13 protein-coding genes are annotated in these 22,138 nt (G+C 72.6%); 10 read left to right on the forward strand and 3 right to left on the reverse strand.

Annotated elements, in window-relative coordinates:
* Nucleotides 1-156: 156 nt before the first annotated feature.
* Nucleotides 157-627: a hypothetical protein gene (locus tag ACFYOY_RS30480; RefSeq protein ID WP_351893315.1), complete on the forward strand. Its 471-nt coding sequence runs from the start codon at nucleotides 157-159 to the stop codon at nucleotides 625-627.
* A gap of 11 nt (nucleotides 628-638) precedes the next feature.
* Here ACFYOY_RS30480 and ACFYOY_RS30485 read toward each other — a convergent pair whose 3' ends face one another.
* Complete coding sequence (locus ACFYOY_RS30485) at nucleotides 639-2,618, reverse strand: aminotransferase class I/II-fold pyridoxal phosphate-dependent enzyme (RefSeq protein ID WP_388590726.1); 1,980 nt, start codon at nucleotides 2,616-2,618, stop codon at nucleotides 639-641.
* Nucleotides 2,619-2,815: 197 nt separating this feature from the next.
* On the reverse strand, nucleotides 2,816-5,119 hold the full coding sequence (locus ACFYOY_RS30490; protein WP_351893310.1) for a LuxR C-terminal-related transcriptional regulator: 2,304 nt from the start codon (nucleotides 5,117-5,119) through the stop codon (nucleotides 2,816-2,818).
* Between the two features lie 375 nt (nucleotides 5,120-5,494).
* On the opposite strand from ACFYOY_RS30490, the gene ACFYOY_RS30495 reads away from it, so the two are divergent.
* The 6 genes from ACFYOY_RS30495 to ACFYOY_RS30520 all read left to right on the forward strand — a co-directional run bounded on the left by ACFYOY_RS30495 (nucleotide 5,495) and on the right by ACFYOY_RS30520 (nucleotide 15,869).
* Entirely contained in the window at nucleotides 5,495-5,689 is a 195-nt protein-coding gene (locus ACFYOY_RS30495) for a DUF5999 family protein (RefSeq protein WP_351893305.1), read from the forward strand.
* Nucleotides 5,686-6,192: an ATP-binding protein gene (locus ACFYOY_RS30500; RefSeq protein ID WP_351893299.1), complete on the forward strand. Its 507-nt coding sequence runs from the start codon at nucleotides 5,686-5,688 to the stop codon at nucleotides 6,190-6,192. Before ACFYOY_RS30495 ends, ACFYOY_RS30500 begins: the two co-directional genes overlap by 4 nt.
* A 227-nt stretch (nucleotides 6,193-6,419) precedes the next feature.
* On the forward strand, nucleotides 6,420-9,320 hold the full coding sequence (locus ACFYOY_RS30505; RefSeq protein WP_351893294.1) for an AAA family ATPase: 2,901 nt from the start codon (nucleotides 6,420-6,422) through the stop codon (nucleotides 9,318-9,320).
* 57 nt (nucleotides 9,321-9,377) lie between these two features.
* Nucleotides 9,378-12,134, forward strand: coding sequence for an AAA family ATPase (locus tag ACFYOY_RS30510; protein WP_351893287.1), 2,757 nt, complete (start codon nucleotides 9,378-9,380; stop codon nucleotides 12,132-12,134).
* The gene (locus ACFYOY_RS30515) at nucleotides 12,124-14,931 is read left to right on the forward strand and encodes an ATP-binding protein (protein ID WP_388590729.1); all 2,808 of its coding nucleotides are present in this window, start codon (nucleotides 12,124-12,126) and stop codon (nucleotides 14,929-14,931) included. Before ACFYOY_RS30510 ends, ACFYOY_RS30515 begins: the two co-directional genes overlap by 11 nt.
* A gap of 332 nt (nucleotides 14,932-15,263) precedes the next feature.
* Nucleotides 15,264-15,869: a LuxR C-terminal-related transcriptional regulator gene (locus ACFYOY_RS30520; RefSeq protein ID WP_165449217.1), complete on the forward strand. Its 606-nt coding sequence runs from the start codon at nucleotides 15,264-15,266 to the stop codon at nucleotides 15,867-15,869.
* A 73-nt stretch (nucleotides 15,870-15,942) separates the two neighbouring features.
* On the opposite strand, the gene ACFYOY_RS30525 is transcribed toward ACFYOY_RS30520, so the two are convergent.
* Nucleotides 15,943-17,628 (reverse strand): PucR family transcriptional regulator, encoded by a 1,686-nt coding sequence (locus tag ACFYOY_RS30525; protein ID WP_388590731.1) that lies wholly within the window; start codon nucleotides 17,626-17,628, stop codon nucleotides 15,943-15,945.
* Nucleotides 17,629-17,830: 202 nt separating this feature from the next.
* Here ACFYOY_RS30525 and ACFYOY_RS30530 point away from each other — a divergent pair, with 202 nt between their 5' ends.
* The 3 genes from ACFYOY_RS30530 to ACFYOY_RS30540 all read left to right on the forward strand — a co-directional run bounded on the left by ACFYOY_RS30530 (nucleotide 17,831) and on the right by ACFYOY_RS30540 (nucleotide 22,121).
* A complete protein-coding gene (locus ACFYOY_RS30530) occupies nucleotides 17,831-19,090 on the forward strand; it encodes an aminotransferase class III-fold pyridoxal phosphate-dependent enzyme (protein WP_351893269.1) in 1,260 nt (419 codons plus the stop codon).
* Nucleotides 19,091-19,179: 89 nt separating this feature from the next.
* Nucleotides 19,180-20,652 (forward strand): NAD-dependent succinate-semialdehyde dehydrogenase, encoded by a 1,473-nt coding sequence (locus ACFYOY_RS30535; protein WP_351893262.1) that lies wholly within the window; start codon nucleotides 19,180-19,182, stop codon nucleotides 20,650-20,652.
* Nucleotides 20,653-20,765: 113 nt separating this feature from the next.
* Complete coding sequence (locus tag ACFYOY_RS30540) at nucleotides 20,766-22,121, forward strand: CAP domain-containing protein (RefSeq protein ID WP_388590734.1); 1,356 nt, start codon at nucleotides 20,766-20,768, stop codon at nucleotides 22,119-22,121.
* Nucleotides 22,122-22,138: the final 17 nt, after the last annotated feature.

The following is a 22,138-nucleotide window of genomic DNA, read 5'->3' on the forward strand; positions in this document are numbered from 1 at the left end:
CGGAACGGACACATTGCACTTACGACTCTGCACTTTCCAGAGTGCCCCTTGCCAAGTGTGCGCGGCGGTGCGCATAGTTGCGTCATGATCCCGTTACCGCGTTCTGCCGCGGCGACCGCAGGCGCAAGCGGCCCGACCTTTGTGAAGTGCCCCTAGATGACGTACGCCTTCGCCGGTGCGCTGACCGGCCTCGTCCGCGGCCGGTTCGGCCGGCGCGGATTCCGTCCGGCGTTCGGACGCCACCGCCTTCAACTGCCGCCGGCGCTGCGGACGGACCGGGCCTACGACGCGGTGGGGATCGCCGAGCGGTACGGCCCCGGGGTCATGGACCTGCTGCCCCGGGCGGGATGCGTCCTCACCCGCGCCGGGCGCTGGTGGTGGATCGTGCCGCCGCACTCGGACGTCGGGGTCAACTGGCCCGCACCGGCCGTCTACGCGGTCGGCGCCATGGTGACCGGCCCGCCCGGGCGGCGGACCGGCCCCACCGGGACCGAGGAGCCCGGGGTGGTGCACTGGCCGGGCGACGGAGAGCCGTACACCCATCCCCTGCTGCTGCATATCGCGGTCTGCGCGGCGGCCGGGGTCTCCCCGGCCTGGCCGTGCGACGAAGGGCTGCCACGGTCATGACCTCGGCCCGGTCATGACATCGAATCGTCCTGGAGGTACGCCGCGGGGCGCGGATAGCGCTGCAGCGCCGGAGTCTGCCCGGTCGGGTCGTCCTCCTGCTCGCTGAGGGGCACCACCGGGGCCGGGGCCGCGGCCTTCAGCTCGGCGGGGTCATAGGTCATGGCCTGCGTCCGCTCCATCGGCGACGGCTCGGGCACACCTGCGTCCCGCTGACCGTAGACCGGGATCTGGTCGACTGTCGTCTCCTCGGGCCGGAACAGGTTGTACGCGGCCGCCGTCCCCTGCCCCTGACCACCCTGGGCCTGGACCATCGGGATCTGGCCGGTCTGCGCCTGAGCGCCCTGGTACTGCGCGCTCTGCGGCTGGGGTGCCATCTGCATGAACGGCGCCTGGCTCTGCGGCGCCTGGCTCTGGGCCGGCTGTAACTGCGGGGCCTGGAACTGCTGCGCCGGTGCCTGCTGCGGGATCAGCGGCTGCGGGGCCTGGGCCATCTGGGGCTGCGGCAGCGCCGCCGGGGCCTGGTACAGGGGCGTCTGGGCCGGGGGAGTGGCGACATACGCGGGCGACAGCTCCGCGAGCGGCTGCTGCTGGGCGTACCCCGCCGGGGCGCCCGCGAAGGACGCCTGCCCGTACGGATCGCCGGAGACGCCCTGCGGGGCCGGAAGGGCGGCCGCGGAGTACATCGGCTGGGGCTCCTGCGCCATGGGCGCCGCGGGCAGCTGGGGCGGCTGCTGGTAGGGGTAGTCCAGCGACGGCGCTTGCGCGGCGGCGGATCCCCAGGACCCCGACAATCCCGCGTACCCCGAAGACACCGACGGCTGCTGCTCCCAGCCGACCTGCGGGGCGTAGAAGGACGTCCCGTACAGCACCGTGCTCAGCCCGGTCAGCAGTCGCTGCACATCGGGCTGGGAGCGCACCACCAGCCGCATGAACTGGCTGCTGCTGCCCAGCTTGTTGCCGCATTCGCGCACCAGCACCCCGTGCTGGGACAGCAGTTGGTCCCGGACCCAGCCGCCGTCCGTTCCGGCCGGCAGCTTGACGAAGACGAAGTTGCCCTGGGAGGGGTAGACCGTCATCCCGGGCAGTCCGGCCAGCTGAGTGGTCATCTGCTGCCGGTCGCGGCTGAGCATGCGCAGGCTGTCCACGTACTCCTGCCGGTACCGCTTCAGCATGAAGACGATGACCTCGGCGAAGGAGTTGAGGTTCCACTTCGGCAGCCGGGAGCGGATCTGCACGGCGAGCGATGGATTGGCGACCAGATAGCCGAAACGCACACCGTGCAGCCCGAAGTTCTTGCCGAGGCTGCGCAGCACGATCACATTCGGGCGCAGGATGGCCTCGTCGACGACGCTCGGATACGCCTCGGCGTCCGCGAACTCCAGGAACGACTCGTCGATCACGATCAGATCGAGGTCGGACAGGGCGTCCATGATGCCGATGAGGGCCTGGCGGGACACCAGCCCGCCGTCGGGGTTGTTGGGGTTGCAGATCACGGCGACCCGAGAGCCGCGGGAGCGTACGAAGTTGACGAAGGCGTTCGGGTCGAGTGCGAATCCGCTCATTTCCGGAAGCTGGAACATGTCGACCCGTTTGCCGGTCTCCATCGGCTGGTCGGTCCAGCGGCCGAAGGTGGGAATCGGCACCGCCAGGCTTTCCTTCACCAGCAGATGGTCGATCCAGGTGATGAGCTCGGTCGAGCCGTTGCCCATCGCCATGGTCTGCGGCTGCAGCCCGAGCACATCGGCCAGTTCGGCGGTGATGGTCTCCGCGGAGCTCGGGTAGTAGGTGAGGATGTCCCGCAGCCTGACCGCCATCACGGCGAACATGGCGGGGGTGGGGAAGTAGGGATTGCAGGGGATGCAGAAGTCCACGAGCTCCTGTCCGCCACCCGTGACCCCGGCGCGGTTGAGCGCGAAGAACGACGGGCTGTGAGCGGTGCCACGGAAAAGTTCCATGGCGTCACCGGTATTGCCGACTGCGGCAACAGTCACGGCGGGACCTCCTCGGTCGCATGGGTCGCGTCGACGCGCTGACACGGCCGTTGCGGCTCGTCCCTCGAGCCTGACGCATGATCCCTCGAAGCCGGGCCGGGCGAGGAATTTCGTGGGGTTTATGAAAACTCCGCGGACATGTGCGCCCGTATCGAATAGAATTCCGCCTCTTGCCCCTTCAGAATGCCGGCGAGGCCTCAGACCGTATCCTCCGGCGGGTGTTCGCCTTCGGCCTCTGCGGTGCGGTGCTGTTCCGCTACCCAGACCGCCACCTGCGCACGCGAGCTGAAACCCAGCTTGCTCAAAATGTGCTCAATATGGCCCTCGGCCGTGCGCTGGGCGATGACCAGGGACGAGGCGATCTCCTTGTTGCTGAGCCCCTGCGCGACCAGTTGCGCGATTTCGGACTCCCGGGGCGTCAGCGGTGACGGCCGCCCGCCCACCGCCGTCTCCTCGCTGGGCAGTTCGTCCTCGAGCGCGTACACCAGCGCCTCGGCGTAGGACAGCCGGGCGCCGAGTCTGAACGCCGCGTTGAAGGCCGGCTTGCCCAGCGCCCGCCGCACCGTGGCCTCGCACTCCTCGTGGTAGTGGACGAGGTGCCCGTAGCCGGAGTGCGGGGCGCCGATGGCGTGCCAGATGGTCCGCAGGGCGCCCAGCAGCCTGGCCGCCCGCGTGTGGTCCCGGTCGGTGGCCGCGATCCAGGCCAGCACCTCCAGATTGACGGCGACGCCCAGCGGGTCGTCCAGCGAGCGGTTGAAGGTGAGGCTGTCCTTCTCCAGGGCGGCCGCCCTGGCGGTGTCGCCCTGGCGCCATACGTCCACACCGAGCGCCATCATCGTGTAGGCCCGGTGCCAGCCCTCCCCGTACGCGTCGCACACCGCCAGCGACTCCTCGCCCAGGGCGATCGCGCGTGGTGAATCGCCGATGAAGGAGTGGGCGAGCGAGAGCCGGATGAGCGCCAGGGCCAGCCCCACCGGATCGCCGGTCGCGCGATGGCGGGTCACGGCCTCCTCATAGAGCGCGATCGCGGATCGGGTCTCGCTGCGGTACATGGCGACCATGCCGGAGTAGAGCGCGGTGTAGGCGAGCACCGGGTCCAGGCCCAGTTGCGTCCCGATGGTCCGGCTCTCCTCGAGCATGGCCGCGGCGGCGTCGGTGTCCGACTGGATGACGGCCAGCCAGCTGTCGGTCCACAGGGCCCGCGCCCGTGCCCCGGTCGGTTCGGTGCACAGCGCCAGGGCCTGGTCCAGCCAGCGGCGGCCCTCACCGAGGTAGTAGCTGGTGATCCAGTGGTAGAGCAGATCGGCCGCCATCTCCAGACCGTGGCCGGTCTGCCCGGGCTCGGCCAGGCAGCCCTCCAGGGCGGTGCGCAGATTGGCGTGCTCCAGCTGGAGCCGGGCGAACCACTGCACCTGGGCCGGTCCGAAGAGCGCCGCCCGCGCGTCCGCGGCGAGCCCGCGGTAGTAGTCGCGATGGCGGCCCAGCCGTACGGCCTCCTCTCCGGCGGCCGCCAGCCGCTCACGGCCGTAACTGCGCAGTGTCTCCAGCATCCGGTAGCGCACCGCCGTCCGGTGCTCCTCCCTGAGCAACACCGACTTGTCCACCAGCTCGGTCACCAGGTCCAGGATCTCCTCGCGGTCGATGCCCTCGTCCGAGCAGACCGCCTCGGCCGCGTCCAGGTCCAGGCTTCCGGCGAACACCGAGACCCGGGCCCACAGCAGCCGCTCCCGCTCGGTGCACAGCTCATAGCTCCAGTCGATCAGCGCCCGCAGCGTCTGATGGCGGGGGAGGACCGTCCGGGAGCCGGTGGTGAGCAGCCGGAACCGGTCGTCGAGCCGATCCAGCAGCTGCTGGACGGACAGGGCGCGCAGCCGTACGACCGCTATCTCGATCCCCAGCGGGATGCCGTCGAGTCGCCGGCAGATCAGCTCGACGGCCTCCCGGTTGTCCTCGGTGAGCTCGAATCCGGGCACGATGGCCGCGGCCCGCTCGGTGAACAGCCGTATCGCGTCGCACCGCGCGAGCGTGGCGAGGGTGGGCCGTGGCCCCTCGGGGTCCGGCAGCCCCAGGGTGGGGACGGCCAGGCTCTGCTCACCGGTCGTGCCCAGCGCCTGACGGCTGGTGGCCAGCAGCCGCAGCCGGGGCGCCGCGCGCAGCAGCCGGTCGGCGAGCCGGGCGCACTCCTCCAGGAGGTGTTCGCAGTTGTCGAGGACGATCAGTGCCTGCCGGTCCCGCAGATGGTCGATGAGAACGTCAAGGGCCGGGCGGGGGGAGTGGTCCCGTATCTCCAGTGCTTCGGTGACGCCCTGGGCGAGCAGCGCGGGGTTGTCCAGCTCGGCGAGTTCGGCCAGCCAGACACCGTCGGGGAAGGCCCTGCGCGCCTCGTCCGCCACCCGCAGCGCCAGCCGGGTCTTGCCGACTCCGCCGACGCCGGTGAGGGTGACCAGGCGGGACGCGGCAAGCATCTCCTTGACCTCGGCCGCCTCATGCCGACGTCCCACAAAACTCGTCACCTCGGCCGGCAGCCTCACTGTCTGCCGTCCGGTCGGGGTGCTCGTCGCCACCGCACCCATCGATGCCTCGCACCGGGCTCGGGTGGACGGGCCGATGCCCGCACGGACCCGAAGCCCTGTTTCCAGGCTATGCCCGGGCCGGGAGCCACCGCACGCATTTCGGGCGGGCGGTCCGCCTGCCGGGGCGGTGCTTCACCGAGGGTGAGCGGCCGTCGGCCACCCGTGACCTCCCCGGGGGCCGGGGCGGGATCGGGTACCGATGCGGGGAGATCTCCCCTCGTCGCGCACCGCCGCGCCGACCCACCATGGTGACCTCGGAAACGAGTTCCGCCGGTCCATGGCGGAAGATCGAAGGTTCGGACCATGTGCCTCCATCAAGCTCCCTGTCCGTCCGCCGACGCATCGGATCATGATTCGGCGCGTCTCGTGGCCACCCACCCCGAGCAGGGGTGGAGCTTGCTCTGCAACGGAGTGGTGATCTTCGCGGACACGGGTGAACTCCTTCCCGACGGGCGTGCCATCCCCGCCCCCCGGATCAGCCCCGACCAGTCGACATGAATGCGACCACCCGCACCCCCTCGCGCGGCGCCCCGGTGAGCACCGAGCGCCGGCCCGAGACCGCCCGGCCTCCCGCCACCAGTGGCGGGACGTCCTGGCTGCTGCCCTCCGAGCCCTCGTCGGTGCCCAGGGCCCGGCGGCTGGCCATCGCCCAGCTCGGGGTATGGGCGCTGGACGACTTCTCCGACGACGCCGAGCTGCTCGTCAGCGAGCTGGTGACCAATGCCCTGCGGCACGCGGGCGGACCGATCCGCCTGACGCTCTCCCTGTGCTCCGTCGACCGCGCCTTCCGGTGCGAGGTGGCGGACCAGGACCCCGGGCAGCCCCGGGTGCGCCGGACGTGCGGCGATGACGAAGGCGGCCGCGGACTCCATCTGCTGGACCTGCTCTCCCGCTGCTGGGGCTCCACCTGCACGGCGGCGGGCAAGGTCGTCTGGTTCGAGCTCCATCCACCTGCCATTGCGCTGGAAGCCGCCCTGGAAGAAGCGCATATGACCACGTGAACGTGAGCCGACGAAAGGAGATGCCATAGACGACTTCATGCCTCGTACCCACACAGTGATACCGAAGGGCCCGGGGGCGGAATGGTGATCGCCCTCACCACGCCTTCCGTCTCCGGGCGTCACTGATCGATATTGATCGTCATCACAGCGGTCGTGTAGCCTCCTGATCGCTGTAGTAGCACATTTTTCCGGAAAGTTGTTCGCGTTTTGTGGCTCGAGGAGGCTGCGTGGTGGACCGGAAAATCGATTCCGGTTTACCCGGCGCGCTTGTCGGGCGCGCTGCCGAACTCGCGGCGCTGACCGCCCACGCGGAGGCCGCCCACCACGGCCGTTCCGGTCTGGTGATCCTTTCGGGCCCGGCCGGAATCGGCAAGACCAGTCTGCTGAGCGCTTTCCTCGACAGCGACGTCTGCCGGAAGATGACCGTTCTGCACGGCACCTGCGGTGAGGTGGTGGCCGGCGCCGGCTACAGCGGAGTGCGCGCCCTCTTCGGGGGACTCGGGCTCTCGGCCGAGGACGCCCAGGACTCGCCGCTGCTGCGCGGCAGCGCCCGCCGCGCCCTTCCCGCACTCAGCCCCCACCCGGGCGAGGAGGGGCCGCCCACGGCCGCATCCGTCTACCCGGTGCTGCACGGCCTGTACTGGCTCGCGGCCAACCTGATGGCCCAGGGCCCGCTCGTGCTCGTCCTGGACGATGTGCACTGGTGCGACGAGCGGTCCCTGCGCTGGATCGACTTCCTGCTGCGCCGGGCCGACGAACTGCCGCTGCTGGTGGTGCTCGCCCAGCGCACCGAGGAGGAACCGGTCGCCCCCGCGACCCTGGCGGACATCCTCGCCCAGCCCCGCTCCTCGGTGATCCGCCTCGACCCGCTGACCGACATCGAAGTGGCCGAAATGGCCCGCCGGGTCTTCGCGGCCCCCGTCGCGCACTCCTTCGCCGGGCGCGCCGCCGCTGTCTGTGGCGGCAATCCGCTGACCGTCACCCGGCTGCTGCGCGAGCTGCGGGCCAAGGGCGCCTCACCCGACGAGACCGGCCTGCGCGAGATCGCCGAGGTCGGGCAGTACGTGGTCGCCCTGTCCGTGCGCGCCCTCTTCGACGCCCGGCCCGACTGGGTCCGGGATGTGGCCACCGCCATCGCGGTGCTCGGTGAGGAGGACGTGGAGCACATCGGCGCGCTGGCCGGGGTGCCCACGGCCCGTGTCGCGGAGGCCGTGGAACTGCTGCGCGGGGCCGAGGTGATGGCGCCGGACCGGGCGGACCTGGCCCATGACGTGGTGCGCTCCGCGGTGCTGGAGGCAGCCGGGGAGGAGCCGCTGGCCGAGCTGCGCGCCCGGGCGGCCCTGCTGCTGAGCGATGCCGGGCGGCCCGCCGAGGAGGTCGCCAACCAGGTGCTGCTGGTGCCCGGAACCCCCCAGCCGTGGATGGGCTGGGTGCTGCGGGAAGCCGCCGTCCAGGCCGAGCACCGCGGCGCCCCCGAGGCCGCCGCCCGCTATCTCTACCGCGTCCTGGAGGCGGAGCCGGACAGCCTGTCGGCCCATGTCCCGCTCGCCAAGGCGCTCGCGGAGATCAATCCCGCCGAGGCCATCCGCCTGCTCAGGCGTGCGCTCACGCTGGCCACCGACGTCCGCACCAAGGCGCCCATCGCCGTGCAGTTCGGCCTCACCTGCCTCACCGTCCAGCAGTCACCGACCGCCGTCCGGGTGCTCAGCGAGGTGCTCGACGAGCTCGAGGCCGAGCTGGGGCCCGACCCCGATCCGCGTGACCGTGAACTGCGCACCCTCGTCCAATCGGCGCTGCTGATCAGCGGATCCGACGAGAAGGCCACGATCCATACGGTCCGGGAGCGCTTCGCGCGGATTCCCGAACCCTCCGGGGACACCCCCGCCCAGCGGCAGATGCTCGCCATGATGACGGTCCTGTCCGCGATGGAGGGCCGCTCGGTGCGGCGGACCGTGGAACAGGCCCGCCGCGCGCTGGGCTCCTCGGACCGGCTCGACAACTGGTCGCTGCTCTTCTCCGCGTTCACCCTGGGCCTGGCCGACGAGGTCGAGGGGGCGATGGAGGCGCTGGACCACGCGCTGCGCCAGGGCCAGGACAACGCCGCGGTGTGGTCGTATGTGATCACCCTGTCCTATCGCGCCATGCTGCTGCACGGCTTCGGCGCGATCCCCGACGCGCTCGCCGACGCCCAGACCGCCGTCGAGATCATCGGCGAGGAGCGCTGGAGCGGCAATGTGACCATGCCCCAGACCGCGCTGGCGACGATCCTGATCGACCGGGGCGAACCGGAGCGGGCCGAGGAACTGCTGGCCGCCGTCACCCGGCCGAACCTGGACGGGTTCGTCATGGAGTACCACTGGTATCTCATGGCCCGCGCCCGGGCCCGCTGGGCGCTCGGCGACGGCGCCACCGCGCTGCGGCTGCTGCTCGACTGCGGCGCCTCCCTGGAGGATTCCGGTTTCGCCAACCCGGCGTTCCTGCCCTGGTGGACCGAGGCGGCCTGTGTGCTCGCGGCGGAGAAGCGGGCGGACGAGGCGCGGGACCTGGTCGAGCACGGCGCCGAGCTGGCCCGCCGCTGGAGCACCCCGCGCGCCTTTGGACTCGCCGCCCTCGCCCGCGGGGTGACCACCCCCGGCGAGGAGGGCATCGCGCATCTCACCGAGGCGGTCGAGCACTTCTCCGGCTCGCCCGCCCGCGCCGAGCACGCCCGGGCCGAGCTCCTGCTCGGCGGGGCGCTGCTGGACATCGGGCGGCCGCGCGACGCCCGGGAGCGGCTGCGCTCGGCCGTCGACCTCGCCCAGGGCTGCGGCGCGCTCGCGCTCGCCAAGGATGCCCGTAACCGGCTGGTCGCCGCGGGCGGCCGGATGCGCGAGATCACCGCCTCACCGGTCGACCTGCTCACCGGCACCGAGCGCAAAGTGGCCCAAATGGCCTCGCGCGGGGCGGGCAACCGCGAGATCGCCGAGTCGCTGTTCGTCACCGTACGCACCGTCGAGACCCATCTCACCAGTGTCTACCGGAAACTGGGTGTCGGTCAGCGCGGTGAGCTGGCCTCGGTGCTGAACACCCCGAGCCTTCCCGACCCACAGGCACCGGCGTGGGTCTTCGCCTCCCGCGGTCGACGCTGATGCGCACGCGGGGCCGGATGCCACGTCCGCGCCCCGCCCCAGGCATATAGTCACACCATGCAGCTCAACGGGCTCCCGTTCCCCGGCCGTGAACGAGAGCAGGCCATGCTTGCCCAGACCGTCGCCGATCTCGGCAGGGGCCGTTCCTCTGTGGTGACGCTGATCGGCAGGCCCGGCTACGGACAGAGCCGCCTGCTGAACCTCGCCGCCCGGCTGGCCGAGGACCAGGGCTACCGCGTTCTGCGCGCCCAGGCGACGCCGGGCGAGCGCCAGGTGCGCTACGGCGTGGTGGCACAGTTGCTGGCCCCGATGGACGGACTCACCGACGGCTCGCTGAAGGCCCTGACCGGACGGGGACCCGAGAGCCGCTTACCGGGCTTGACCGAGTTACTACGGACCGCGCGTGGACAGCCCACGCTGCTGGCGGTCGACGATGTGGAATGGCTGGACCCGGCCTCGCTGCGCTGGTTCGGGGCGCTCATCCGGCGCCTGCCCGACGCCCGGATCGCCCTGTTGGTGAGCGGCACCGGCCGGCTCCGCCCCGGCGCCTGCCCCCTCTCCACCGCGCCGCACCAGGTGATCACCCTCGAAGTCGAGCTGGCCCCACTCGCTCCGCGCGACGTGGCCGCCACGGTGGCGCTGATCTGCGACCGCCCCGGCGAGACCGCCTTCACCTCGGCCGCCCTGGAGGCGAGTGCGGGCAACCCCGAGGTGCTGTCCGAGGCGCTGAGGCGCTTCATCAGACGCGGATACGCACCGGTGGCCGGGCGGGTGCCGGAACTGTTCACGATCGCCGAGGCCGTCAGCGGTGAACACGCCGTCCGCGCACTCGGAGCGCTGTCCGACACGGCCGTCGCCGTCGTCCGCGCCCTCGCCGTCTGCGGCGATCTGCTGGACCTGTCCCTGCTGTACGCGCTCGCGGACCCCCGCGCCGCCAGCGAGCCCGGACTGCCCGAGGCACTCCAGGAAAGCGGGCTCGCCACCGCCACCGAGACCGGGCTCCGGCTGAGCCGGCCCGAGGCGCGGAGCTGGATCCTCGCCGAGATGCCCGGCGACGAACGGGCCGAACTGCACGCCCGCGCCGCCGAGTTGGCCTATCGGGCGGCCGTACCCGACGAGGACATCGCCCGGCTGCTGCTCGCTGCCCGCCCGGTCGACGAGTCCTGGGTGATCCCCCTACTGCGCCGCACCTGCGCCGCCGCACTGCGCGGGGGCCGGACCGCCCAGGCGATCGCCTGTCTGTCGCGGGCGCTGGAGGAGCCGCTGGACCCGGCGCCGCGCGCCCAGTTGGGCCTGGAACTGGCCGCCATCGAAGTGCTGGCGGTCCCCGAGGCCGCGGGCCGCCGGCTGGCGGAGATCATCCGCACCGGCGACGGCGGGCCCGGCCGGATCCGGGTACGCGCCGCCGACCTGGGGCTCTCCCGCGGTGACGACAAGGCTCTGCGCCGCGCGATCGCCGATGTGCTGCCCTTCACCGACGGCGAGGAACGGGGCGCCCTGGCCGGGCTGTTCTGGCTCACCGAGTCCGTCGGGCAGGAGGACACCGATCTGGTCCCGGACGGCATCCCGCCGCTGCCCGCCGACCCCACCTGCCCGGTGCAGGCCGCGGCGCTCGCCTGGCGACTGGCCCTGCGCGGCGAGGACCTGCCCACCGCCCGGGCACTGGCCCAGCGGGTCTTCACCGTGGACGGCGCCGCGGGGGCCCTGATCCTGCCCCGGCTCACCGCCGCCCGGACCCTGCTGCTGACCGACGACCTGGACGAGGCCGAGGTCCGGCTGGACGTGCTCCACACCGATCTGCGCAGGCGGCACGCCCGCGCGGCCGCCGCCCAGGCCCTGGCCGTCCGCGGCGAGCTGAACCTGCGGCGCGGCCGGCTCGACATGGCCGAACGGGATGTGGCCGCCGCGGAGCGGTCACTGCCGCGTTCCCTCTGGCATCGCTACACCGTCCCGTATCTGACGGCCATCCGGATTCTCATCGCCCTGGAGAACGGCGATGTCGGCCAGGCCAGTGTGCTCGCGGGCGCGTCCGCGCCCGCCGAGTCGCGGGAGGGCGCCTCCTGGGGCTATCTGCTCTTCGCCAGGGCGCTGGTGGCCGTCAAGGACGACCGGCTGCCCGAGGCGCTGGAGCTGTTCCGGTCCACCGGCAGATGGGAGCTGGGCCGCGGCCGGATCAACCCCGCCCTGATGCCGTGGCGTTCGATGGCCGCCCGGGTCCACGACGCCCTCGGCGACCACGAGGAGGCACGGCGACTCACCGATGAGGAGCTCGCGCTGGCCCGGTTATGGGGCGCCCCCAACACGATCGGCTGGGCTCAGCTGGGTGCCGGACGGGTGGCCCGCGAGGGGCAGGTCGACCGTCTCCGCGAGGCGGTGGCCACCCTGCGCGGCACCCCGGCCCGGCTCGCCTACGCGGGGTCCCTGATGGAGCTGGCCACGGCCGAGCTCGACGCGGGGAACCCGCAGGCCGCGGCCCCCCTGGTGGCCGAGTTGTTCAGCTTCGTCATCGCTCACCGGTCCTCCAGCCGGCTGGTCGCGCGGGTGCGCGCGCTGTCCGAGCGGGCGGGGCCGTCCGCCGTTCGCGGACGCGTCCCGCATCCGGCGTGGGCGAGCCTGACCGAACCCGAGCAGCGCACCGCGGCCCTTGTCGGACTCGGCCATGGCAACCGGGAGATAGCGGAAACCCTCTCTGTCACCAGACGCACTGTGGAGCTGAGGCTCAGCGGCGCGTACCGGAAGCTGGGGATCAGCGGCCGAGCAGAGCTGATCGCGTTGCTGCGGGCGGCAGAGGGAGGCGGAACGGATGTTGCTTGAACGGGAGGCCGAACTGGCCCAGGTCGCGGAGGCTCTGCGGGCCGGAGCGGCGGGCGACTCGTCGCTGGTGTTGCTCACCGGCCCCATGGGCATCGGCCGGACCGCGCTGCTGCAGCAGCTGCCGATGCTCGCCGACGGCGAGGAGATCCGCGTCCTGCGCGCCAACGCCGCGCCGGTGGAGCAGGACTTCAGCCTCGGCGTGGTCCGCCAGCTCTTCGACAGCCTGCTGACCGGTGCCCCGGAGGAACTCCACGAGTCCCGGCTGGGGGGAGAGGGCGAGCTCTACCGGACGGTCTTCTCCGACGATGCCCCGCTGCTCGACGACGGCGGAACCCTCACCATGCCCGAGGCGACGCTGTACGGCCTGCGCTCGGCGCTGGCCGCCGTCAGCGCCGACAGCCCGCTGCTCATCCTGGTGGACGATCTGCAGTGGGTCGACGCCCCGTCGCTGCGCTGGCTCGCCTTCCTCGTCAAGCGGTTGCACGGGCTGCGAGCCGTGGTCGTCTGCGGGCTGCGGGACGGCTACCGGCGCCCCGGGGACCCTCTGCTGCGGGAGGTCGTCGACGCGGCGCGGCGGGTGCTGCGCCCCGCGCCGCTGTCGCTGGGCGCCACCAAGGAAGTGATCCACGAGCAGTTCGGCGTGCCGGGGGACGAGGAGTTCGCCCGCGCCTGCCATGAGACCTCCGCGGGCAACCCGCTGTTCCTGAAGTCGGTGCTGGCGGACCTGGCCGTGGGCGGCCTGCGGCCCACCGCCGGGCAGGTCGAGGCGGTCCGCTCGCTGCGCCCCGCCCTGCTGCGCGAGCGGCTGGCCGGCTCCCTGCGCGTCCAGCCGCGGCCGGCGCGGGATCTGGCCGCGGCCATCGCCGTCCTCGGCGGCGAGGCGGAACCGGACCTGCTGGCGCGGCTGGCCGGGCTGGACCCGATCGGCTTCCTGGCCACGCTGCGCGACCTTCACGAGGTGGGGCTGCTCGCCGCCGAGCAGGAGCCGCGCTTCGTCCACCGGGTGGTGCAGGACGCGGTCGAGTCCTCGATGACCGTGGCGGAACGGGAGCGGCTGCACGACGCCGCGGCAGCCCTGCTCTACCACAACGGACGCCCCGCCGAGCTGGTCGCGGCCCAGCTCATGGCCGTCACCAACTCGGACCATCCCTGGGCGGTGGAGGTGCTGCGGGCCGCGGCGGACACCGCGCTGCGCCGCGCTGCGCCGCGTACCGCCGCCCGCTATCTGCGCCGCGCCCTCCTGGACGGCTCGCTGGCGGGGGAGGGCCGGGCCCGGCTGCTGATCGATCTGGCCACCGCGGAGCGCGGCTTCGACCCGGCCGCCTGCGAACGCCATATCTCCCAGGCGATACCCCTGCTGACCACGCCCAGGCTCCGGGCCGCCGCTGCCCTGCGGATCGCGCCGACCATCGTGGGCCTCGGCCCCCCGTCGGTCATCGATCTGCTGCACCAGGTCGCCGAGGACCTGGGGCCCGCGACCTCGCTGGAGGGCACGGCGCGCGATGTGGCGCTGCGGCTCGAGGCGCGGCTGCGGCACGCCGGGCACGAGGATCCGGCGGAGCTGGCCGCCGCGGTGGAGCGGTTGTCCACGCTGGGGGAGGAGCCGGCGCTGATCACCGCCGCCGAGCGTGAGCTGACGGCGGTGCTGCTCAACTCGGCGGTGCTCACCGCCCGATGGCCCGCGGCCGAGGTCTCCCGGCTGGCCAACCGCATCCTGGAGCGCGAACCGGCCACCTCCGAACAGGTCCACACCCCGCTGCCGCTGGTGGTGATCGGGCTGGTCGCCGCCGATTCGGTACGGGGGATCAGCTCCTGGCTCGCGATGGAACAGCAGACGCGGCGGCAGGGCGGCACGGTCGCCGACGCGCTCGTCAACGTCCAGCAGGCCATGGTGCTCAGCGCCCGGGGGCGCGTCTCCCAGGCGCGTGAGTACGCCGAGCGCGCCGTGCGGCTGGCCGAGGTGCACTGGCAGGAGGCCGGGGTCGTCTCCACCCTCGCCCTCACCCGCGTCGCCCTGGACCTTCATGACCCCGTACTGATCGAGCGGATTCTGGACGGGCCCGGGCGGCGCCGCTCCTCGAGCCTGGCCCTGACCGCGGCGCTGCAGTTCGCCAAGGCGGCGCAGGACGCCGGGAACGGACGCTGGACCAGCGCCCTGGAAACCCTCCTGGCCTGCGGCCGGCAGCTGGAGGCGTCGGGCTGGCGCAACCCCGTGCTCTTCGCCTGGCGGCCCTGGGCGGCCGAGCTTCACCGGCGTGTCGGCGACCCCGGCGCGGCCGGGGCGCTGGCCGAGGAGGAGCTGCTGCGGGCGACGGAGTGGGGCGCCCCGGTGGCGCTCGGCCGTGCGCTGCGGGTGAAGGCCCGGCTGATCGGCGGTGACCAGGGGGTGCGGCTGCTGCGTGAATCGGTCGATGTGCTGCGCGCCTCGGCCGATGAACTGGAACTCGCCCGCACGCTCCTGCTGCTGGGCCGGCAGCTGAGATCGGGCGGCGAGGCGGCGGCGGTACTCCAGGAGGCCGGGGCGCTGGCCGCGGCGTGCGGGGTCCCATGGCTGGTCGAGCGGATCCGCGCCGCGGACGGCAGTGGTGCGTCGGCCGCCCCGCCGGAGGCGGCCCTCACCCGTACCGAGCGCACCGTGGCCTCCCTCGTGGGACGCGGCCTCACCAACCAGGAGGCCGCCGCCGAGCTGGGGGTGAGCTCCCGCGCCGTCGAGAAGCATCTGACGAGTTCCTATCGCAAACTGGGCGTCTCCGGACGCCGCGAGCTCATCGAGCTGCTGCCTCGCATGGATTCGTGAACGTAGCGTTAACGGCGATAATTGGCGGGTGTTTGACGAGGATTCGTGAACCGACCGTACCGGCCCACCGAAGGGGTGGGGTGCGGACCGAACCTTCGGGGCACCCCACCACGGGATTGGGCGGCGACACCCCTGTTGACGTTGACTTCCGTGCTCGTAGATCCCTAGTCTCAATTCTGAAATGAACATTTGGAATTGAATATCTGGTATTCAATTCCGAATTCTGAGAATTAGGAAGGGATGGCAGTCCCTTGGCATTGCCTTTACTGACCGATTCGGCTCGGCCAACCCCCCACGAGCTTGGACACGAGCAGACCGAGTACACGGATCTATTGCGCCAGTTCGACCAGCCAGGGGCCTGTGTCGTCTGTCTTGACCCGTCGCTCACCGTCCAGCAGGCGAACCGGGAGTTCTTCCGGCAGTTCGACGACGCCTCCACGGACGTGTGCGGCCGTGACTTCTCCGACCTTCTGCACCCCAGTGTGCGGCAGGCGGTGAAGCGACAGTTCAGCCGGCTCCTCGACGGCTCCCGTCACCGGTTCACCACCCATGTGGTGGCCATCGGGGCCGAGGGGGCCGCCTTCACCAGCGGGCTCACGGCGGTCGCCGTGCGCGAGGGCTCCGCCCATGTGGCCTCGATCCTGGTGGTGCTGCGACCCACGGCGGGTGGCGAGGAGGTGGACATGGTCACCGACCGTAAGAAGCTCCTCACCGAGACCGAGGCACGCATTCTGGAGGGCATCGCTGCCGGGCTCTCCACGATCCCCCTGGCCTCCCGGCTCTACCTCAGCCGGCAGGGTGTCGAGTACCACGTGACACGGCTGCTGCGGAAGCTGCGGGTGCCCAACCGGGCCGCCCTCGTCTCCCGCGCCTACTCCATAGGCGTCCTCAACGTGGGCTGCTGGCCGCCAAAGGTCGTCGACGACTTCGTCAAATGACGCGCGCCCCGCGGGTGCCGACAGACGCGCCATGGCCGGCCCGGAGCCGGGCCGGCCATGGCGCGTCGCCACGTCAGGACGGGGCCGGGCCCCGCGACAGCCGCAACAGGCGGAAGGCGGTGAGCGCCACATGGAGTTGGGTGCGCTGCTCACCCGACTCCAGATCGCAGCCGAGCACCCGCTCTATCGAGTGCAGCCGCTGGTAGAACGCCTGGCGGGACAGGTTCGCGCGCTTGGCGGCCACCGTCTTGTTGCCCGCCGCGTCCAGGAAGGTGTGCAGCACCGGCAGCAGATCGGTGCCGTGCCGCTCGTCGTAGTCCACCAGCCGTCCCAACTGCCGCTCCACGAACTCCTGGAGCCGCACATCGCCGCGCAGCGCGTACAGCAACTGCCGCAGCCCGATGTCGGACAGCTCGTGGAACGCCTTGTCCGGCGTCCCCGGAACGGCGGCGTCCGCGACCCGCGCCGCCTGCTGGAACGACCGGGCGGTCTGCGCCAGCTCCGACACCTCCGAGCCGACGCTGATCACGGCACCCGGACGGGACTCCCGCACCGACCGGCTCAGCCGCTCCACCAGCGGCCGCCAGGGCGTGGCGGCGGGCAGGGCCAGCAGAACCCCTATGTGGTCACCGGGCACCGCGCCGACCAGCACGGCGGCCCCGGCCGCCCCCAGCTCGTCCGTCAGCCGGTCCTCCAGCTCGGTGGTCTCCCCGGCGCCGGGGCCGGGACTGACCAGCACCACCATCAGCCGGCGGCCCGCGACCGGCACGCCCAGCGCCTCGGCCCTGGCCCGGGCCTCCCCCATCGAGCGGCAGCGCTGCTCCACCAGGTCCAGCAGCAGCGTGCGCTGGGCCCGCCGCTCCCAGCGGGTGTGATGGGTGAGCCGGGCGATGGTCAGGGCCGTGGCGGTGCGCTCCAGGACCATCGCGTCCTCGGGGCCGACCGCCGAGTGCCCGGCCCCGTCCGGGAGCATCAGCAGCCGCCCCCACCGCTCGCCCCGGTACTCCACCGCGGCCACCAGCCAGTCCTCCGGACCGCTCAGCCCGGTCCGGTCGGGCGAGGGCGTGCCGCGCGAGCGCCGCTCCCAGCCGGTCAGCGCCCCCTCCACCCCGCGCCCCGGCGAACCGCAGATCACCGCCTGGTGCACCAGGTTCTCCAGCACCACGGGATGCCCGCTCATCTCGGCCGCCATGTCCACCACCTCCTCGGGCCCGGCGCCCCGCAGGGTCAGCGCGGTGAAGGTGTCATGGACGTCCTGGGCCCGGCGCAGGCTCTCCACCTGGCTGCCGACGATCAGGGAGTGGAGAACCTGGGTGACCTCCACGAAGTTCACGGTCCGGGAGAGCAGCACGAGCGGGAAGTCCCGCGCCAGACAGGCCCGTACCAGCTCCGAGGGCGGCCGGTGGTAGCGCCGTACCAGCTCGATGACCAGCCCGGCGGCACCGATGTCCGCGAGCTCGTCGACATACCGGCGGACCAGCGCCGGGTCCTCGGGCAGCGGCATTCCGGTGGTCAGTACCAGCTCCCCGCCCTTGAGGAAGGACGCCGGGTCGAGCAGTTCGGTGACATGCACCCAGCGGACCGGCCGGGACAGCTGCCCATGGCCGGACACCACCTCCGGCACCCCGGCGGCCAGCACCGGAAGCCGCAGCACGTCGGCGAGGCTGAGCGGGGAGCGCCCCGGGACCCGCGGGGGCCCGGCGGGGCGGGACGGCGGCCGTCCGGCGGCGTCGTACGCGGTGCCGCCGGAGCCGTTCATGCCGCTCACTCTGGCAAGCCCCCGCGCCGAGCGCAACCATGACCCCGCCCGGCATCTTGACAAGATCTGTGTGGGAGCTCGTTGACAGATCGTCCATACCGATCACCACCCCGCGACACAGTGATCATTGTCCTGACCGGGTTCGCCCCCTCACCCTCGAAGTGTCCGAGCGCATCGCCTACCTGTGCGTGTGGGAGAGAACATGACCAATCTGTCGCCGCAGCTCCGCCAAGCCACTCCGGTGGTCGCCGTCCGAGGAGAGGGCGCCTACATCGACGGCGAGGACGGGCGGCGATACCTCGACTTCACCGCGGGCATCGGCGTCACCAGCACCGGACACTGCCATCCGCGGGTCGTCGCTGCCGCGCAGGAGCAGGTGGGCACGCTCATCCACGGCCAGTACACGACCGTCATGCACCCACCGCTGCGGCGGCTGGTCGAGAAGCTGGGCGAGGTGCTTCCCACCGGCCTCGACAGTCTGTTCTTCTCCAACTCCGGCAGCGAGGCCGTCGAGTCGGCCCTGCGCCTCGCCCGCCAGGCCACCGGCCGGCCCAACGTCCTGGTCTGCCACGGCGGATTCCACGGCCGCACCGTGGCCGCCGCCTCCATGACCACCTCCGGTACCCGTTTCCGCTCCGGCTTCTCACCCCTGATGAGCGGCGTCGTGGTGACCCCGTTCCCCACCGCCTACCGGTACGGCTGGGACGAGGAGACCGCGACCCGGTTCGCCCTGCGGGAGCTGGACTACGTCCTGCAGACCATCTCCCCGCCCGACGACACCGCCGCGATCATCGTCGAACCGGTGCTCGGCGAGGGCGGCTACGTACCCGCCACCGAGGGCTTCCTGCAGGGCCTGCGGGAGCGGGCCGACCGCCATGGCTTCCTGCTGATCCTCGACGAGGTGCAGACCGGAGTGGGCCGCACCGGACGGTTCTGGGGCCATGACCACTTCGGTATCCGCCCCGACATCCTGGTCACCGCCAAGGGGCTGGCCAGCGGCTTCCCGCTGTCCGGCATCGCCGCCTCCGAGGAGCTGATGAGCAAGGCATGGCCGGGCTCCCAGGGCGGCACCTACGGCGCCAACGCCGTGGCCTGCGCGGCCGCCGCCGCCACCCTCGACGTGGTCCGCGAGGAGAATCTGGTGGCCAACGCCGAGGCCATGGGGGCGCGGCTGCGCAGCGGTCTGGAGGAGGTGGCCGCCAAGACCCCGGCCATCGGCGATGTGCGCGGCCTCGGCCTCATGCTGGCCAGCGAGTTCGTCACCGAGGACGGGGAGCCGGACCCGGCGACCGCGGCCCGGGTGCAGCGCGCCGCCGTGGACGAAGGGCTGTTGCTCCTCCTGTGCGGGGCCTGGAACCATGTGGTCCGGATGATCCCCGCCCTCGTCGTCGACGAAGCGGCGATCGACGAGGGTCTGCGCGCCTGGTCCGCCGCCGTCAGCGCCGGAACAGCGGACTCCTGACGCGCATCGCACATCGCCCAACGGGAGCCCGATCCGCCCGCCGGTCCGAACCCCTCGGACCGGCGGCGGTCACGAAGGAGATTGCCCCTATGTCCAGCCCCTCGTACCCCTCGGCCGCCGAGGTCCTCGCGGCGGTGCCCAAGCAGCTCTACATCGCCGGGTCGTGGTCCGACGCGGCCGGCGGTCAGACCATGCCGGTCGACGACCCGGCCACCGGTGAGGTGCTGTGCGAGGTCGCCGACGCCGCCCCCGCCGACGGACAGCGCGCTCTGGCCGCCGCCGAGGACGCCCAGGAGAAGTGGGCGGCCACCGCGCCCCGCGCGCGCAGCGAGATCCTGCGCCGCGCCTATGAGCTGATCCTGGAGCGGGCCGACGCGCTCGCCGCGCTGATGACCGCCGAGATGGGCAAGCCGCTGGCCGAGGCGCGGGGCGAGGCGGCCTACGCCGCGGAGTTCTTCCGCTGGTTCTCGGAAGAGGCCGTACGCATCGAGGGCGGGTTCTCCACGCTGCCGGACGGCAGGAACCGCATGCTGCTGATGCGCCGCCCGGTCGGTCCCTGTCTGCTCGTCACGCCGTGGAACTTCCCGCTGGCCATGGGCACCCGCAAGATCGGCCCGGCCATCGCCGCGGGCTGCACCATGGTGCTCAAGCCCGCCCCGCAGACGCCGCTGTCCAGCCTGGCGCTCGCCGGAATCCTGGCGGAGGCGGGGCTTCCGGCCGGGGTGCTCAACGTGGTCACCACCTCCCGCGCGGGCGAGGTCGTGGAGCCGCTGCTGACCGGCGGGCACGTCCGCAAGCTCTCCTTCACCGGCTCCACCCAGGTCGGCCGCACCCTGCTCGCCCAGTGCGCGCCCGCGGTGGTCCGCACCTCCATGGAGCTCGGCGGCAACGCCCCCTTCATCGTCTTCGAGGACGCCGACCTCGACGTCGCGGTCGAGGGCGCCATGACCGCCAAGATGCGCAACATGGGCGAGGCGTGCACGGCGGCCAACCGGTTCTTCGTCCACTCCTCCGTCGCGGCCGAGTTCGCCGACCGGCTCGCCCGCCGCATGGGCGCGCTGGAGGTCGGCCCCGGCAGCCGCCCCGGTGTCGACGTAGGGCCGCTGATCGACCAGGCCGGCCGTACCAAGGTCGAGGAGCTGGTCGCGGACGCCGTGGCACGCGGCGCCGAGGTCCTGGTCGGCGGCAGCACCCCCGAGGGCCCCGGCTGCTTCTACCCGCCCACGGTGCTCACCGGCGTCTCCCCGGCCAGCCGGCTGATGGGGACCGAGATCTTCGGACCGGTCGCGGCCGTCCTCACCTTCGACGACGAGGACGAGGTCGTCGCCACCGCGAACAGCACCGAATGGGGCCTGGTGGGCTATGTGTTCACCCAGGACCTGAGCCGTTCGCTGCGGGTCAGCGAGCGGCTCGAGGTCGGCATGGTCGGCCTCAACACCGGTCTGGTCTCCAACCCCGCGGCCCCCTTCGGCGGCGTCAAACAGTCCGGGCTCGGACGCGAGGGCGGCCGCGTCGGCATCGACGAGTTCCTGGAGTACAAGTACGTCGCGGTGCCGGCCTGACGACCGCCCCCACCGCCGGACCCGCCGGGAGCACACCGCCGGAACCGCCGGGCGCGCCCGGGCGTTGCCTGCCTGACGCGTTGCCTCCAGATACGCGGCGGTGAGGAGCGGACATGGGCGAGTTGGTGCCCGGCGGAAACCAGGCGCTGCCCGACGGCGCGCTGACCATCCGGGTGCCGGGCCCGTTCGACCTGTCCGCGCTGATCACCGGCGAGGACGGCAAGGTCGCGGGTGACGGCGACTTCGTCTTCTTCAACCAGCCCACCGCGCCCGGCGCCCGGCTGGACGGCGACACCGTCACCCTGCGGCCCCGGGGACTGCGGCCCGGCGCCGCCCGGGTCACCCTCGTCATCAGCCCCGCCGACCCGGGCACCCCGCTCGGGCGGCTCCCGGCGCCCGTGCTGAGCGTCCTGGACGAGCGGGGCGCGCAGCTGGCCCGGTTCGCCCCGCCGCGGCCCTCGGCGGAGACGGTGCTGCTGCTCGCCGAGATCTACCGTCGCGGCGGCGGATGGAAGGTGCGGGCGATCGGCCAGGGCTACGCCGACGGACTGGCCGGTGTGGCGCGGGACTTCGGCGTCGACATCGCCGACGGCGCAGCCCCGCCCCCGCCCGCGCCGACCACCCGGACCATGCCCCCGCCGGCCACTCGGGCCGGGACCGCGCCTCCTGCCCCTCCGCCCGCCGACGGGGCCTCACGGCATGCCCTGGAGGTGGTGAACGCGGCGCGGGCACGGGCCGGGGCCGCCCCCGTGGCCCTCGACGGACGGCTGACCGCTGCCGCCGAGGCGCACGCCCGGGCCATGGCCGCCCACGGTGCGCCGGCGCTGGAGACCCCGGACGGTACATCGCTCTTCCATCGGATCGCCGCGCACGGATACACCCCGCTGACCATCGCCGAGCACATCGTCTCCGGGCCGCGCACCCCGCGGGAGTTCGTGGACTACTGCCTCCAAGGCGACAAGAGCCGGGGCCCGTTCCACGATCCGGACCTCGCCCACCTGGGGATCGGCCGGGCCGACGGCTCCACCACCGGGGACGTCTACTGGGCGGCGGTATGGGCCAGGCCGTTCACCCCGGACGGACTGCTGCGTCTGGCCTCCGAGGTCATCGCCCTCACCAACGCCGAGCGCGCCGCCGCCCGGCTGGCACCGCTCGCCCCGGACCCGCGGCTCACGGCCGCCGCGCAGGCGCACAGCGACGACATGGTGGCCCGCGACTTCTACTCCCACACCGGCCCCGAAGGACATCAGCCCTGGGACCGGGCCCGGACCGCCGGGGCCACGCACCGCGGCATCGGCGAGAACATCGCATGCGGTCAGCGCTCCCCGGCCGAGGTGGTGCGCGGCTGGATGAACAGCCCGGGCCATCGCGCCAACATCCTGAAGCCCGACTTCACCCATATCGGCATCGGCCACGCCACCGGCAGCCGCGCGGGCACGTACTGGACCCAGGTCTTCGGCGCCGTCTGACGATCCAGGCCGACGGT

The organism is Streptomyces sp. NPDC007875 (assembly GCF_042868035.1).
Classification (GTDB): domain Bacteria; phylum Actinomycetota; class Actinomycetes; order Streptomycetales; family Streptomycetaceae; genus Streptomyces; species Streptomyces antimycoticus.